We start from the raw sequence: 14946 nt of genomic DNA on the forward strand, positions 1-14946 counted from the left end.
TGGGTGGAGCAGCGAGAGGCGATCGTCGCGGTGCTGCGACGAGAGGACCGGGTGCTGATCATCCGGCGGGGTCCGCTGGCCACGCGGTCGGGCTACTGGGCTCCGCTCAGCGGCAGGCTGGAGCCTGGGGAGACGCAGGCGGAGGCCCTGGTGCGCGAGGTCCACGAGGAGGTGGGGCTGCGGGTCGCCCCGCTGGCGAAGGTGTGGGAGTCGCAGACCGACGACGGACGCTACCGCCTGCACTGGTGGACGGCGCGGATCGACCCCGGCGAGCTGGTGCTCGACCCGGGTGAGGTGAGCGAGGCCCGGTGGGTCACGGTCGCGGAGTACCTGGCGCTGGAACCGATCTTCGCCGGCGACCGGGAGTTCTTCGAGCGGGTGCTGCCGGGAATCTGACACCCCGGACGCCCTCGATGGGGATGCTCCCAGCCGACGTCAGGGGCATGCCATTTCGTTCGCCTGCTCATCCGCGTGTTCTGGGGGGACCCCCTCTTTCAGGATCCCATGCGGTGATGACGGAGCGCATCCCCCCAATTCCTGCCTGTGGATAACTCCGGCGGTCCCGGGGGGGGCCAGCCATCCAGTGACGCCGCACGTCCCGGGGGCCCCGACCGTCCCGGGGGGGCGCCGGCCGGCCGACGCCTCCCCGGGACGTGCGTGCAGCTCAGCGGAAGTCGTCCGCGTGGTCCTCGGCCCACTCGCGGAAGGAGCGGGCCGGGCGGCCGGTGAGGTCCTCGACGGTGGTGGTGACCGGGCCGGGGTTGGCCTCCGTCCAGGCGTAGCCGTTCAGCACGACGTCCGCGTAGTCCGGGCCGAGCCAGCCGAGCAGTTGTTCCCGGGCGGCCTCGCGCGGGATCTCCTCCCAGCGCAGCGGACGGCCGATCACCTCTCCGATGGTGCGCACCTGCTCGATCTGGGTCACCGGCGCCGAGCCGGTCAGTTCGTACTTCCGCCCGGCGTGCCCCTCCTCGGTCAGCGCCCGCACGGCCACGGCGGCGATGTCCCGCTCGTGGATCATCGAGGGCGCGGCGTGTCCGTGCACCCACCGCACCACGCCCTCGGCGCGGATCTGCCGCGCCCACTGCAGGGTGTTGGTGGCGAAGGCGTAGGGCCGCAGGAAGGTCCACTCCAGCGGGGAGTCGACGATCGGCCGCTCCACCTCGGCGTGCACCCGGCCGATCGGGTTGTCCTGCTCCGCCAGCCGGTCGTCGACGGCGGCCGAGGAGAGCAGCACGACGCGCCCGACGTGCTCGCGGATCACCTCCACCACGGCCGGTGCCGCCTCCGCCGTGGGGAAGGGCCACATCAGGAAGACGGCGGCCACGCCGTCCACGGCCCGCGCCAGGGCGTCGGCGTCGGCGAGGTCGCCCTGGACGATCCGCACGCCGGCCGACCCGGCGGCGCCGTCGCCAAGGCCGTCGGCCAGGCCGCCGGCCAGGCGGCGGGCGAGGCGGTCGGGGTCACGCGCCAGGGCGCGGACCCGCACCCCCGCGCCGGCCAGCTGCGCCAGGACGCTGCCGCCGACGTGCCCGGTCGCCCCGGTCACCAGAATCTCGTCGCGCACGGTCATCCTCCTCGGTCGTGCCGTGATGCCAGGGCGACCATCGTGAGACCTCAACAAGCGTTGAGGTCAAGGCGGACGGAAAACCGAGGCGACAAAGCATCCCGGACTGCACATATCACCCAAAAGGGGCATGCTGGTATCGGTGCTCCTAGAGGAAGTGATCAGCATGGCAACTCAGCAACCAGGCATCGAACAGCACCCGGACCTGGTGGGGCTTCACGCGCACGCGCAGTCCCCGGCCGAGCGGTTCGGGCGATCGCCCGCTAGCCAGGCCTTGCAGGGCCTCACCCTGCTGACCGGCATCTGGATGGCCATCTCCCCGTGGGTGGTGGGCTTCGAGGGACTCAACCGGCTGGCGATCAGCAACCTGGTCGTCGGGATCGCCTACACCGTCCTCGCGCTGGGCTTCGCCGGCGCCTTCGAGCGCACGCACGGCCTCGGTTGGGCCGCCGCGCTCCTGGGCGCGTGGATGATCGTCTCCCCCTGGCTGGTGGCCGGAGACGTCTCGACGACCCGCACGGTGGTGAACAACGTGATCACCGGGGCGTTGGCGGCCCTGCTCGGCCTCGCCACAGCGGCCATGGGGCTGATGCGCGGCCGCAAGCGGAGCCGCTGACCCACCCGGTCGGGGCCGACCGGCCCGGGTGGACCGACTCCGGGCCGACCGGAACCGCCGGCCGGCCACGACAACGGGCCGGGGCGCAACCGGCCACGGCGGGCCCGTCGTCTCCCCGCACGAGGGAGGCGGCGGGCCCGCCTCGTCGCGTGGGAACCGGGCCGGAGACGGCTGACACGCCATCAACTCCCGGTTACCGGCACGTATCGGCCACCCGCACCACCCCGTGAAGAAACGTCTCTGTTCTCATTCGGCTTCCCGCTGGTACCGGATCGGTCACAAACGGTCATTTGGGTCCTCCGCCGGACACACTAAGGCGGTATACGACAGTGCACAGCACAACGTGACGCACTCCCCCACAGGTTCACGCAGCGCACACCAGGCAACACACGACCGCTCACCGCCGGCACCGCCGTCACCACGGCAGGACCGGCCACGAGCGCGGGGGCGGCGTCACCGGGACGAACACCGCGGGCAGCACCTCCGCCCGCGGCCCACACGCTACGGCCGTTCACCGGTACGAGGAGGCGGGGGCAGATGACCGCGGAACACCTGGTCAGGAGAGTGCCGAACCCCGGTTCGGCGACGGAACACGAGAGCATCGGGGGACACACCGACATCGGCGGACAGGGCGACATCTCCGGCGCCAACGACGTCCACCACGGCAGAACGCACCACGAAGACGCGATGGACCGGGCGCCCCGGCCGCTGGACCGCATCGACGGGGTCATCCTCCGGCTCCTCCAGGACGACGGACGGATGTCGGTGCGCGGCGTGGCCGAGCGGGCCCACATCTCCCGTGCCAACGCCTACGCCCGGATCTCGCGGATGACCGAGGACGGCATCATCCGCGGCTTCACCGCACTCATCGACCACGAACGCGCCGGCATGGGGACGTCGGCGTACCTGACCCTGCGCATCGTCCAGCACTCCTGGCGCACGCTGCGCCGCCGGCTGTCCGCGCTGAACTGCGTCGAGCACATGGCGCTGGTCAGCGGGGACTTCGACGTGCTGCTCCTGGTCCGCACCGTGGACAACCGGGAGCTGCGGGAGCTGGTGCTGGGCCGCATCCAGTCGATGCCCGAGGTGCTCGACACCCACACCCTGCTCGTGTTCGACGAGACCGACCGCCGGCCGGTGCCGCCGGTGCTGTGAGCCGGCGGCCGTCGTTCCGCGCAGTGGCGGAGCCGGACGGCCGCCGGAACCAGCCGACCCGCCGGGGACCCGGCGAGTCGGACGGGCCGTGGGAGCCCGGGCCAGCGTCGCCCCGGGCTCACACCGCCGAGTCCCCTTCCGGATCCCGGCTCAGACGTCCGCGTGCTGGCGGATCCAGGTGTGCATGGCAATGGCCGCCGCCGCGCCCGCGTTGATCGACCGGGTCGAGCCGAACTGGGCGATCGAGCAGACCCGCTCGGAATGCCGCCACGCCTCCTCGGTCAGGCCCGGGCCCTCCTGCCCGAACAGCAGCACGCAGCGGCGCGGCAGGGTCGTCCGCTCCAGCGGCACGGCGCCCGGCAGGTTGTCGATGCCGACGATCGGCAGGCCCTCCCGCTCCGCCCAGGCGGCCAGCGCGGCCACGTCCGGATGGTGCCGCACGTGCTGGTAGCGGTCGGTGACCATCGCCCCGCGACGGTTCCAGCGGCGGCGCCCCACGATGTGCACCTGGGCCGCCAGGAAGGCGTTCGCGGTGCGCACCACCGAGCCGATGTTGAAGTCGTGCTGCCAGTTCTCCACGGCGACGTGGAACCCGTGCCGCCGGGTGTCGAGGTCGGCGACGATCGCCTCCCGCCGCCAGTAGCGGTACCGGTCGACGACGTTGCGGCGGTCCCCGGAGGCCAGCAGTTCGGGGTCGTAGCGGGGATCGGTCGGCCACGGCTCCGGGTGCGGGCCGACGCCCACCGTCCGCTCCGCGTCGGCGTCGTCGTACTGGTCGCCGAACTGCGGCTCGCCGCCGAGGGCGGCTCCGCCCGGGGCGCCGTGGCCGGGGGCGGTGGGGTCGGTGGGCGTCGCGTCGTCGTCGTACCGGGTCACCGATCGAGGGTAGCGATCGACGGCTCCGCGCCGGCTCCCCGGCCCACGCCGCCGGCACCGCCGTCCGAAGCCCCGGAGGCGCCCGGACCCTCCGCGCCGGAGCGCTGGCCGGGGAGCGCCGGGGCGGCCGGTCCGGTGCCGGTGGCCGCCGCCGGCCCGCCCGGGGCCGCCTTGGGCGCCCCCGCCGGGGCCTCGGCCCGCCGGCCGCCCAGTCGGTCCCACAGCGCCCGGCAGCGCGCCGGCAGGAACCGGTCCACGGCCAGCAGCCACGCCGTGGGCAGGAAGACCAGGTCGACCGCGAGCATCGCCATGGAGAAGAACGGCAGGCCCATCAGCACGGCGATGCCCAGGTGCTCGCCCATCAGCAGCACCAGCAGCACGTTCTTCGCCCGCCGGTTGAGCAGCGCCAGCGGGAACGCGGCCTGGAGCAGCACGGTGGCGTAGGAGGCCACGAAGACCAGCAGCCAGTTGCTGCCGACCAGCTCGGACAGCGCCGGCCAGGGCGAGAAGTAGTCCAGGTGCATCGGGTACCAGACGGCGGTGCCGTCCTGCCAGCGCGAGCCCTGGACCTTGTACAGCCCGGCGGTGGCGTAGATGACGCAGACCTCGACGGCGATCACGAACATCGCGCTGTTGTGCACCATCGACGCCAGCGAGTCGAGCACGGTGCGCAGCTCGGCCAGCCGGGGCGCCGCGCTGACCCGCCACAGCGCCTGGGCGGCGAGCAGGACCGCGAAGAAGGCGGCCCACGGCCAGGTCATCTGGGCGAGGCCGGTGGCGGCGGTGGCCGCGAAGGCCACGGCGAGGAGCACCCAGAGCATCAGTCCGGGCAGGTCGTCGTCGAACCCGCCGGCCGGCGCCGTCCCGGCCAGCCCGGCCGTCTTGCCGGCCTCGCGGCGCTCGGCGGCCCGCCGGGCGCGCCGGGAGTCCAGCGACCACACCCGTCCACAGCGGGTGAGCACCAGGTAGATGGCCATCAGGTGCAGCACGTTGTCGCCGCCGTCGCCCATGAAGACGCTGCGGTTCTGCAACGAGAGCACGCCGATCATGAACAGCACCGAGCTGGCCCGGGTGTGCCAGCCGAGCAGCATCAGCACGCTGGCGACCAGCGCCAGGTGGTAGACCAGCTCGAACCAGAGCTGGCTGTCGCTCCAGATCAGCAGGGTGAAGGCGTCGTTGCCGGCGATGGTGCGCTGGGCCAGCTCGAAGCCCCAGGGGCTGCTGGGGCCGTAGAGCTCGTTGCGGTGCGGCCACTCCCTGATCAGGAAGAGCGTCATGGTCAGGGACACGCCGATGCGCACCACGGCGGACTGGTACGGCGCGAGGGTCTCGCCCATGAAGCGGCCGATGCCGCGCCCCACGGCGGCGGAGGCGCGGGCGGTCAGCGGGCGGTTGTCGGCGCTCAACGGTAGTCCTCCTCGGACACCGGCCACCAGGGCAGTTCCCGGTACTGGGTGGTGGTGTCGATCTGCTCCGAGGTCCACGGCGGCGCGGGGATGGGCGTGGTGGCGCCGCGCAGCTGGATCTCGACGACGCGTCCGCCGTTGACGGTCTCGCCGAACCGCTGGGCGGCGATCCGGCGCATGTAGTCCTCGGCGGTCCGCGAGCGGGGGCCGGTGCCCTCCTCGGTCTCGGCGTCGTGGTTGCCGGTGTAGAAGGACCACGCCCGCCGCAGGATGTTCAGGTCGACGTGGCTGGGCACCAGGCTGCCGCGGATGTTGTCGACGTCCCGCTGGGTGAGGTCCACCCATCCGCTGATCTCGCTGTCGCCCTGCTCGTCGACGACGCGGACCCGGGCGTGCACGGCGACGTCCTGCTGGAGCGGGTTGGGCGCGAACAGCCGCCAGTTCTGCTCGAACTCCGGGTATATCCAGTCGTCCACCGGCTCCTGGAACCGCTCGGAGGCGGTGTTGCTGGGCGCCACGTGGAGGAAGACGGCGAACAGGTGGGCGCAGGTGGCGACGGCCAGCGCCGCCGCGGCGACCGACAGCACGATGAGCGAGGGCAGGCTCAGCCGGGCGGTGAGGACCGGCTGGGCGGGCGCCGCGGCCTCGGGCGCGGGTCCGGCGGCCTGCTCGGCCGACGGGGCCGGCGGGGTGCCGGTGGTCCCGGATCCGGGCGTCGGCGGTTCCGCTTCCGGTGCCGCGCCGGTGGCGGCGCCGGTCGCCGGGCCGCCGCCCTCGGCCCCGGTCCTGGGCCAGGGCTCCCGCGCACGGGGCGCCGGGACGTTCACCGTGTCGGTGGCCCGGTCGCCGTCCTCCCGCTGCTCCGGGCCGCCGGGGCCCGGCTCGGTGTGCTGAGCTGCCGGGGAGACCGGGCCCTGCCCGGTCTCCCCGTCGTCCTTGGGTGCCACCCCGTCACTCCCGCGATCGCGTGTCCTCGACCCGGCCCATCGAACGCCTCGACTCCGTGTGCGGTCGGGCTCGGCCGGTTGCCGAGCCCAACCTAGTGACCGGACGCCGTGCGCGCGAGGCGTGGCGTCGGCCGTACCGGGCGGGCGGGGGCGGTGGGAGGCGGGCAGCCGTGCGGGAGGGGGGTGGTCAGCGGGCGGCGGTTCCCGCGCCCCCGTTCAGGAAGCCGTGCTCGCGGTACCAGTCGGCGAGGTCGGTGATGGTCTCCTTGAACGGGCGGAAGGTGATCCCCAGCTCGCGCTCCACGCGGGCGGAGGAGACCCGGCGCTTGGTGCCCTCGATCAGGGTGCGCACGCCCGCCCGGGTGGCCACCGGCGTGGTGTTGGTGATCCGGCCGCGGAACTCCATGAGTCCCGCCGCGGCCAGCACCACCCGTGCCGGCAGGACGCGCGGCACGCCGCAGCCGGTGGCCGCGTCGATGGCGGTGGCCAGCTCCTCCATGGTGACGAAGCGGCCGCCGAAGACGTAGCGCCGGCCGGAGACGCCCACCTCGGCGGCGCGCAGGCAGCCGTCGGCGACGTCGCGGGCGTCCACCGCGTGGTTGCCGGCGCTGGGCAGCGCCCGCATGGTGCCGCCGGCGATCGCCAGGAAGAGCCGGCCGGCGGAGGTGGGCGCGGCGTCGCCGGGGCCCCACATCCAGGCGGGGTTGACGATCGGGACGCGCAGCCGGTCCTCGGTCTGCAGGAACCGGGCGATGACCTCCTCCGAGCGCGCCTTGCTGTCCTGGTAGGCGTTCTCGTGCCCGGGCCGGACGTTGGGGGTGTCCTCGTCGAGCGGGCCGGTGCCGGCGGTGGTGGAGAGGGCCCCGGTGGAGCTGGTGTGTACCAGCACCCGCACGCCGGCCTTGGCCGAGGCGTGCAGCAGCTTCTCCACGGCGTCGACGTTGGTGCGCATCAGCAGTGCCGTGTCGGCGGCGGGCTGGTAGTACTCGCGGAAGTAGGCGGCGCAGTGGAAGACGGCGTCGAGGTCGCTCAGCTCGTCGCGGAAGCCGTCGATGTCGTTGACGTCGCCGGCGACGAGCTTCAGCCGGGGGTCGTCGGGGAGCAGGTCCCGGGCGCGGGCGGGGTCGCGGACGACGGCGGTGACCCGCTCGGCGCCCCGCTCCAGCAGAGCACGGACGATGTTGCTGCCCAGCAGCCCGGTGGCGCCCGTCACCAGGGAACTACTGGGCGCGACCGGCGTTTGGGCGGGCGTCGAAGGGCTCACGGCCGTGCCTCCTTGGGGGTGCGGCGGCCTCGCGCCGCCGGTTCCGTGACCAGCGGTCACCGAGACCCATCGTATTGGCGACGTACGATCTTTCGCAACGACTGTATGTTCCGCATGCTCTACACGTGAACTACCCTGTTTCCATGACGACACGTGCGAAGGCGGAGGAGCGGTCCGTCACGGGCTTGGACGACCGGGGCGGTTCTCCCCTGCGCGCCCGCACGGCGTACCGGCTGATCAAGGTCGGCGAGCTGATGATGCGGATCGCCGAGACGGCGCTGGCGCCGCTCGGCATCAGGCCGCGCCACTTCAACGTGCTGGCGACGCTCGCCGCGGACGCGACGCTCTCCCAGCAGGAGGTCAGCCGGACGCTGGGCATCGACCCCAACGTCATGGTGGGCCTGATCGACGACCTGGAGAAGCTCGGCCTGGCCCGGCGGGAGCGCAACCCGGAGGACCGCCGGCGGCACGTGATCGTCCTCACCGACGCCGGGCAGGACCTGCTCAGGGAGGGCTACCGGCGGGTGGCGAAGGCCGAGGCGCAGATCTTCGCGCCGCTGAGCGAGGCCGAGCGCGCCACGCTGGACAGCGCCACCGAGACGCTGCTGGGCGGCTACGAGGGCCAGCCGCTGTGCTGAGCGGCTGAAACCGCTCGGACCCCGGCGGAAGTCGGGGAACGACGAAGGGCCGTGGCGTCGACACGCCACGGCCCCTTCGCTCTTCGCTCTCCCCGTCGGGCCCTGGGACTCAGGCCGCGGTGCGCTCCGCGCCCTCGCCGCTGGGGACGAACGGCAGCAGGCCCACCAGGCGGTCCGCGTCGGAGGCGGCGGCGCAGGCGCCCACCACCCCGTCCGGACGCACCCAGGCCACCTCGGCGACGTCGCCGGACGGCAGGGCGCCGCCGGCCACCTCGGCCACGTCGTAGCCGGGGTTGTCCCCGCCGGCCGCCGCCGTGCCCGGCGCCACCAGCAGCAGCACGTCGACCAGGTCCTGGTAGTCGGTGCCGCTCACCCGCTCGCGCAGCCGGGCCGCGACCGCCGAGGCGTCCTGGCCGCCGCCCGCCGCCGGCACGACCAGCAGGGTGTGCCGGCCGGACGCCGAGTAGGCGTGCAGCGACTCGGCCGAACGGCCGGCCACCGCGCGCAGCTCCAGCCCCGGGACGCGGAACCCGGGCCGCAGCCGGCCGGCCGCGGCGCGCCCGGACGGGGCGCCGGCGCGCAGGTCGCGCACCGCGGGGCTGCTGGACAGGTCCAGGTCGTACTGGGCCAGGGTCGGCACCACGCGCTTGGCGAGCAGCCCCGACTGGGACAGCACGCGCATGCCGGTGTCCCGGACGGTGCGGCCGATCGGCGAGCGGACCAGCCACATCCTGGTCTGCATGTCGGCCATCCGAATGGCCGCCACCGAGGTGGGCCGGCGCTCGACGTCGTAGCTGTCCAGCAGCGACTCGTCACCGCCGCGCACCACGCAGGCCAGCTTCCAGCCGAGGTTGAAGCCGTCCTGCACACCGGTGTTCAGGCCCTGGCCGCCGGCCGGGCTGTGGCAGTGCGCCGCGTCGCCGGCCACGAAGACCCGGCCGCTGCGGAAGTTCGGCGCGACCTTGGCGTGCACCCGGAAGCGGCTGCGCCACCAGTCCTCGCGGTACGTCCAGCCGCCCGGCCCGCGGGCGTCCATCAGCGCCTGGATCTGCTCCATCGACGGCTGGTCGCTGCTCACGCCCGCCGCCACGTCGAAGAACACCCGGTGGCCGCCGCCCGGCAGCGGCACCGCGACCATCACGCCGTCCGGCGTCATGTGGTACTGGGCCTCGTCGGCCGGCAGGGAGCCGTCGAAGACGCCGTCGCCCAGGATGAACTCCCGGTCGTAGGTGTCGCCCTCGTAGGCGATGCCGGCGGCGCGGCGCACCTCGCTGTGGATGCCGTCGGCCGCCACCACCCAGCCGACCGTGGGCCGCTCGGTGGTGCCGTCGGCGGACTCCAGCACCGCCTCGACCGCCTCGGTGCCGATCTTCTTCAGGTCGGTGAGCTTGGTCTCCCACTCGACCTTGCCGCCGAGTTCCTCCAGGCGGGCCAGCAGGGCGGCCTCGGTGACCGTCTGCGGGGCGCTCAGCGGGTTGGGGAAGCGGGTGCCGGCCAGCACGTCGAAGCCGATCTGGCCGATCCGGCGGCCCTTCGACCAGTAGCTGGCGTGGTTCAGCGGCACCGAGCCCTCACGGATCCGCTCGGACACGCCGAGGCGGTCCAGCACCTCCAGGGCACCGGTCCACAGGATCAGCGCCTTGGGGGCGGTGGCCGGCGCCTTGCGGCGCTCGACCACCCGCACCGCCACACCGTGCTGGAGCAGCGTGCAGGCCAGCGTCAGGCCGGTCGGGCCCGCGCCGACCACCAGCACCTCGGCAGTCGATCCGGTCATCCCACGCCTCCGGCGGTGAGGTCCTCCACGGGAGCCGGAGCGAACCGCTCCGGAACCTCGATCCCGAGGGCCGCGCAGATCCCGGCCACCGCCTGGGCGGTGTCCTGGAACAGCAGGGCCTGCAGGCCCTGCTCGCGGGCGGCCACGAGGTTCTCCTCGGTGTCGTCCAGCAGCAGCACCCGCTCGGCGGGCACGCCGAGCCGGGAGACCAGCCGCTGGTAGATCTCCGGGTCGGGCTTGCGGACCTTCTCCTCGGAGGAGTCCACGACCAGCTCGAACAGCTCGTCGACCGGCATCTGGGCGCGCCAGCGCGGACGCCACTCCACCACGTTGTTGGTCAGCATGGCGAGCCGGACGCCGCCCTCGCGCAGCTCCTTGAGGAAGTCGATCAGCTCCTGGTTGGGGAGCCGACCGCGGAACCACAGCTCACCGAACGGCTGCCCGGAGAGAACCTCGGCGGCCTCCTCCGGGAGGAAGGGCAGCAGGCGCTCGACGAACTCCGCCTCGGTGATCTCCGCCACCTCCAGCGCGGCCATCGGCGGCTTGCCGTACTTCTCGGTGTGCGCGGCGAGCGCCCCGCCGAGGGCCTCCAGGCTCAGGCCGGTGGTCTGCGAGAACGTCGTGAACGTCTCGATCAGCGGGTTGGTCAGCACACCCCCGTAGTCGCACACCAGCACGTCGACGGGGGCGGTGCCGGGCAGCGACTGCCCGGCACCGGAGTCGGTCAGCGGCACTGAGCCACCTCCAGGCGGATTGACGCCATCACCTTGTCGTTCTGCTTCAGCTCCACCGTCGCGGGCACGGACAGCACGCCGAGCCGCTCGTCGTGGAGGAACTGGCCCAGCTGGGCCTGGACCCGGGTCACCCGGTCCAGCTCGGCGAAGTCACCGAAGTCGGCCTCGACGTCGGTGACCACCAGGCTGTCCGGCGCCATGCCGTTGATCCGGGCGACGGCCGCCACGGCCAGCTGACGGGCCGCCTCGATCTCCAGGTTCCCGGGGACGTGGTCGAGCGGGTGGTCGAACAGGTGCGGGTGGGTCAGGTCCACCACCAGCAGGGCGCTGGCCGTGCCCTCCGTGCCCACGGTGGGCTCGGTCAGCACGACGTTGCGCGCGTCCTGGCGGCCCACCGAGGCGGGCGCGGCCGGGACGAAGCGCGGCAGGATGCCGTCCGCCGGCAGGGCGGCGCCCCGACCGCGGGTGCGCAGCACCTTCCAGGCGGCGCGGCGCACGAACAGCAGCTCGCCGGTCGCCTCGACGGCCAGCCGGCCGTCGATCAGGAACGTGCCGGTGTAGCTGAATCCCTGGACCCGGCCCGCCTTGTTGCGCACCGGGACGGGGCGCAGCCGGACCACCACGTGGGCCGGCTTGGGGCCGACCCGCAGGGCGTCGTGGTCCACCACCCGCATGGACAGGCGGCGGAAGATGAACGCCGAGTCGAGCTCGATGTCGTAGTGGCGGTGGGCGATCAGCACCCCGCTCTGCCGGCCCACCTCCACCAGCAGCATCAGGTCGTAGAAGGCCGAGCTCTCGCCGATGACGTGCGCCCGGGGCAGCTGGGCGGCGACGTCGAAGCGGTCCGGTCCGGTCTCCGCGGAGTCGGTGACGAACACCTCCGCGACGGCGGCCCGGTGCACCAGCTTGCGCGGCACGGTCGCGTCGAAGGACAGGTCGGCCACCGGAGAGTCGTCGGTGACCGGGGTGGTCGTCGTGGTCGTCGTGCTGTTGTCGTCGTTCACCGGGTTGGACTCGGCCACGGTGCCGGCCCCCTCGCCAGCGCCGTCGTTCCCCGGTGCCCCGTGCGGCAACCCCAGTGAGGCCGCGCTTCGGATGGGCGCGAATTCCATGGGCTTCGACATGGTTCCCCCTCGTCGATCGGGCCCCCGCGGAGGGAGCCCTGCTTGGAACGGCGCCCGCGATGGCGGACCGGTCCGGTGCTGCGCTGCCCCCTGAACCGGCTGACGCCGTCCCCACGTCAACGAGACTGCACGACGGTTCTGACGATCCAAGGGAAGGTTCACTGAAGGCCGGCTTCCGCCATCAGAAGACGTAAAGAGACGTAAAGAAATGTTCACCTGGCCAGCGGAACTGAGTTCGTATCATCTGGCGCACGTACGATGCGGTTCGTCCGGTTGTTCGGTACGGCCGCCCGACGTACGGGGCGAGCGGCGGTCACTGACTGCAACGGCCGGGGGGATACCAGGTAACGACGGGGGATTACCATGGTCAGTAACAGCGCGCAATCCACCATCCGGTTCGAGATCCTGGGGCCGCTACGCGCCCAACGACGGGACGAGAGCATCCCACTGGGGCCACCACGGCAGCAGGCGGTGCTCGCCGCGCTGCTGCTCAACCGCAACCGCCCGGTGCGCTACAACCAGATCATCGACGCCGTCTGGGGCGCCGACGCGCCGCAGCACGCCGTCAACCTGGTGCAGAAGTACATCTCCGGCCTGCGCCGCTCCCTCAGCCCGGGCTTCCGGGCCAGAGGGCCGCGGGCGGCCAGCACGGCCCGCCACCCCATCCAGCGCACCAGCTCCGGCTACCAACTCGTCACTCCTCCCGACAGCGTCGACCTCGACACCTTCCAGCGGCTCGTCGACCGCGCCCACCGCGAGCGCGCCCGCGGCGACCTCCTGCAGGCCATGACCAGCCTCGGCGAGGCCACCGCGCTGTGGCGGGGACAGCTCGCCGAGGGCATCTCCGGGGCCCTGGTGGAGCTGGAGCGCGGCCGCTGGGCCGAGCAGCACATGGTCGCCGTGGAGGAGCGCCTGGAGATCGAGATGGCGCTCGGCAACCACGCCCGGGTGATCGGTGAACTCACGAGGCTCACCGCGGAGTTCCCGCTGCGCGAGAAATTGTGGGGACTGCTCATGCTGGCCCTGTACCGCTCCGGGCGGCAGGCCGAGGCGCTGGCCACCTTCCAGGCCAGCCGCACCATGCTCGCCGACGGCTACGGCCTGGATCCCGGCCCGGACCTGCAGGAGATGCACCAGCGCATCCTGCGCGCCGACCCCACCGTGGCCTCCGGCCGGGACACCATCCTGGAGCCCGGCCCGATCCCGCACGCTCCGGCCCTCATCCTCCCCGACCATGACGGAGCGTCACCGGATCGGAGTCTCCCGGAGCACGCCTCACCCAACCCCGAGGAGACGCCCGGGGCGCGCGGCAGTCACGCTGCGCATCCGCCGACCGAGCGGCCCGAGCCGGCCGCGCCCGCCCCGGCGGCCCCCGCGCCGCTGCGGCACAGCCCCGCCCAGCTGCCGCACGACGTCCGGACGTTCGTCGGCAGGAGTGACGAACAGCACATGTTGGACCTGATGCTCCCGGCCGACCCGGAGGCGCCGATCAACGACGCGCTGACCATCGTCACGCTGGAGGGCACCTGCGGCATCGGCAAGTCCGTGCTGGCCGTGCACTGGGCGCACCGCGTCGCCCACCGCTTCCCGGACGGCCAGCTCTACCTGGACCTGCACGGCCACAGCCCGGACCAGCAGCCGCTCGGCCCGGAGGAGGCGCTGCGCCAGGTGCTCGGCGCGCTCGGCGTGCCGGCCGGCGGCATGCCGCTCGGGCTGGCCGGCCTCGCCGGGCTCTACCGCTCCCTGGTGGCCCGCCGGCGGCTGCTCGTGGTGCTCGACGACGCCATCTCCTCCGAGCAGGTCGCCCCGCTGCTGCCCGGCGGGCGCGGCTCGGCCGTGATCGTCACCAGCCGCCGCCGGCTCACCGGGCTGGCCGTGCAGCACGGCGCGCACCGCCTCAGCCTGGGCCCGCTGACCCACCAGGACTCCGTGACCCTGCTCGCCCGGCACCTCGGCACCGACCGCGCCGCCGCCGAGCCGGAGGCGGTGGCGGAACTCGCCGAGCTGTGCGCCCACCTGCCGCTGGCCCTGTCGGTGATGGCCATCCGGGCCGACGCGACGCCGCGCCGGCCGCTGGCCGACCTGGTGGCGGAGCTGCGCGCCGGCTCCCGGCTGTCCGGCCTGGACAGCGCGGGGGACGGGGTGTCGGTGCGCGGCTCGCTGAAGCTGTCCTGCCGCGACCTCACCGAGCAGGCGGCCGTGGTGATGACCGCGGTGGGCCGCGCCGCCGCGGAGAGCGCCGCCTCCGGTGGCGAGGAGGAGATGACGGCCGGCCGGATCGCCCGGATAGCCGGCATGTCCCTGCCGGACACCGAGGACGCCCTGGAGTTCCTGGTGGCGCGCTCCCTGCTGGAGTACGCCGGGGCCAGCGGCTACCGGTTCCCGCACGAGCTGCTGCGGCTCTACGCCGTCGAGCGGGCCACCGAGTGCGCCGGCCGGGACGACGGCGACGCCGACCCGGCGTCGCGGCCGGCCGGTCAGAGCACGAACGGCGCGGACCCGTCCGAGGACTCCATGGGGCGCCCGGCGGCCTCCCAGGACAGCATGCCGCCGTCGACGTTCACCGCCTCCCGGCCGGTCTGGGTGAGGTAGCGCACCACCTGGGCCGAGCGCCCGCCCACCCGGCAGACGACGTAGAGCGGCCCGTCGGCCGGCAGCTCGTCGAGCCGTCCGACCAGCTCGCCCATCGGGATGTGCAGCGCGCCGGGGGCGTGGCCGGCCGCCCACTCGTCCGGTTCGCGGACGTCGACCAGGACGGCGTCGGCCGGCACGGCGGAGACGTCGGTGGTGGGGACCTGGGGCGGGAACATGCGGTGGTACCTCGCTGTGTGGGGGTGGTGGGTCGGCT

At 73.6% G+C, this 14946-nt stretch carries 14 protein-coding genes; 5 read left to right on the forward strand and 9 right to left on the reverse strand.

From position 1 onward, the window contains the following. Positions 1–3: 3 nt before the first annotated feature. Positions 4–396, forward strand: a complete 393-nt coding sequence (locus tag FHU37_RS11545; protein ID WP_179814108.1) for an NUDIX hydrolase — start codon at positions 4–6, stop codon at positions 394–396. A 268-nt stretch (positions 397–664) separates the two neighbouring features. Here the strand turns inward: FHU37_RS11545 and FHU37_RS11550 are convergent, their stop codons facing one another. After that, positions 665–1570, reverse strand: a complete 906-nt coding sequence (locus tag FHU37_RS11550; RefSeq protein ID WP_179814109.1) for an NAD(P)H-binding protein — start codon at positions 1568–1570, stop codon at positions 665–667. A 160-nt stretch (positions 1571–1730) separates the two neighbouring features. Here FHU37_RS11550 and FHU37_RS11555 point away from each other — a divergent pair, with 160 nt between their 5' ends. After that, entirely contained in the window at positions 1731–2180 is a 450-nt protein-coding gene (locus tag FHU37_RS11555) for an SPW repeat protein (protein ID WP_179814110.1), read from the forward strand. A gap of 687 nt (positions 2181–2867) precedes the next feature. After that, positions 2868–3335, forward strand: coding sequence for an Lrp/AsnC family transcriptional regulator (locus tag FHU37_RS11560; RefSeq protein WP_179816201.1), 468 nt, complete (start codon positions 2868–2870; stop codon positions 3333–3335). A 150-nt stretch (positions 3336–3485) separates the two neighbouring features. Here FHU37_RS11560 and FHU37_RS11565 read toward each other — a convergent pair whose 3' ends face one another. The 4 genes from FHU37_RS11565 to FHU37_RS11580 all read right to left on the reverse strand — a co-directional run bounded on the left by FHU37_RS11565 (position 3486) and on the right by FHU37_RS11580 (position 7828). Then, positions 3486–4079: a TrmH family RNA methyltransferase gene (locus FHU37_RS11565; RefSeq protein WP_312892760.1), complete on the reverse strand. Its 594-nt coding sequence runs from the start codon at positions 4077–4079 to the stop codon at positions 3486–3488. Positions 4080–4207: 128 nt separating this feature from the next. Continuing rightward, on the reverse strand, positions 4208–5617 hold the full coding sequence (locus FHU37_RS11570; RefSeq protein ID WP_179814112.1) for an HTTM domain-containing protein: 1410 nt from the start codon (positions 5615–5617) through the stop codon (positions 4208–4210). Then, complete coding sequence (locus tag FHU37_RS29300; protein WP_179814113.1) at positions 5614–6564, reverse strand: DUF5819 family protein; 951 nt, start codon at positions 6562–6564, stop codon at positions 5614–5616. Before FHU37_RS29300 ends, FHU37_RS11570 begins: the two co-directional genes overlap by 4 nt. Before the next feature lie 187 nt (positions 6565–6751). Further along, complete coding sequence (locus FHU37_RS11580) at positions 6752–7828, reverse strand: NAD-dependent epimerase/dehydratase family protein (RefSeq protein WP_179814114.1); 1077 nt, start codon at positions 7826–7828, stop codon at positions 6752–6754. A 143-nt stretch (positions 7829–7971) separates the two neighbouring features. Here FHU37_RS11580 and FHU37_RS11585 point away from each other — a divergent pair, with 143 nt between their 5' ends. Next, positions 7972–8466, forward strand: coding sequence for a MarR family winged helix-turn-helix transcriptional regulator (locus FHU37_RS11585; RefSeq protein ID WP_218904010.1), 495 nt, complete (start codon positions 7972–7974; stop codon positions 8464–8466). 109 nt (positions 8467–8575) lie between these two features. On the opposite strand, the gene FHU37_RS11590 is transcribed toward FHU37_RS11585, so the two are convergent. Genes FHU37_RS11590 through FHU37_RS11600 form a run of 3 tightly spaced genes read right to left on the reverse strand, consistent with a single transcriptional unit; the run spans position 8576 to position 11996 of the window. Beyond that, positions 8576–10240, reverse strand: a complete 1665-nt coding sequence (locus tag FHU37_RS11590; RefSeq protein WP_179814115.1) for an FAD-dependent monooxygenase — start codon at positions 10238–10240, stop codon at positions 8576–8578. Then, positions 10237–10974 carry an HAD family hydrolase gene (locus FHU37_RS11595; protein ID WP_312892562.1) on the reverse strand — a complete coding sequence of 246 codons (738 nt, stop codon included), beginning with the start codon at positions 10972–10974 and terminating at the stop codon, positions 10237–10239. The genes FHU37_RS11590 and FHU37_RS11595 overlap by 4 nt, the downstream gene beginning before the upstream one ends. Further along, on the reverse strand, positions 10965–11996 hold the full coding sequence (locus FHU37_RS11600; protein ID WP_312892563.1) for a ScbA/BarX family gamma-butyrolactone biosynthesis protein: 1032 nt from the start codon (positions 11994–11996) through the stop codon (positions 10965–10967). The genes FHU37_RS11595 and FHU37_RS11600 overlap by 10 nt, the downstream gene beginning before the upstream one ends. 465 nt (positions 11997–12461) lie before the next feature. On the opposite strand from FHU37_RS11600, the gene FHU37_RS11605 reads away from it, so the two are divergent. Continuing rightward, positions 12462–14690, forward strand: a complete 2229-nt coding sequence (locus FHU37_RS11605) for an AfsR/SARP family transcriptional regulator (RefSeq protein WP_179814117.1) — start codon at positions 12462–12464, stop codon at positions 14688–14690. Here FHU37_RS11605 and FHU37_RS11610 read toward each other — a convergent pair. Next, entirely contained in the window at positions 14576–14908 is a 333-nt protein-coding gene (locus tag FHU37_RS11610; protein WP_179814118.1) for a rhodanese-like domain-containing protein, read from the reverse strand. The genes FHU37_RS11605 and FHU37_RS11610 overlap by 115 nt on opposite strands. Positions 14909–14946 lie beyond the last annotated feature (38 nt).

Source organism: Allostreptomyces psammosilenae, from assembly GCF_013407765.1.
In the GTDB taxonomy this organism is placed as follows: domain Bacteria; phylum Actinomycetota; class Actinomycetes; order Streptomycetales; family Streptomycetaceae; genus Allostreptomyces; species Allostreptomyces psammosilenae.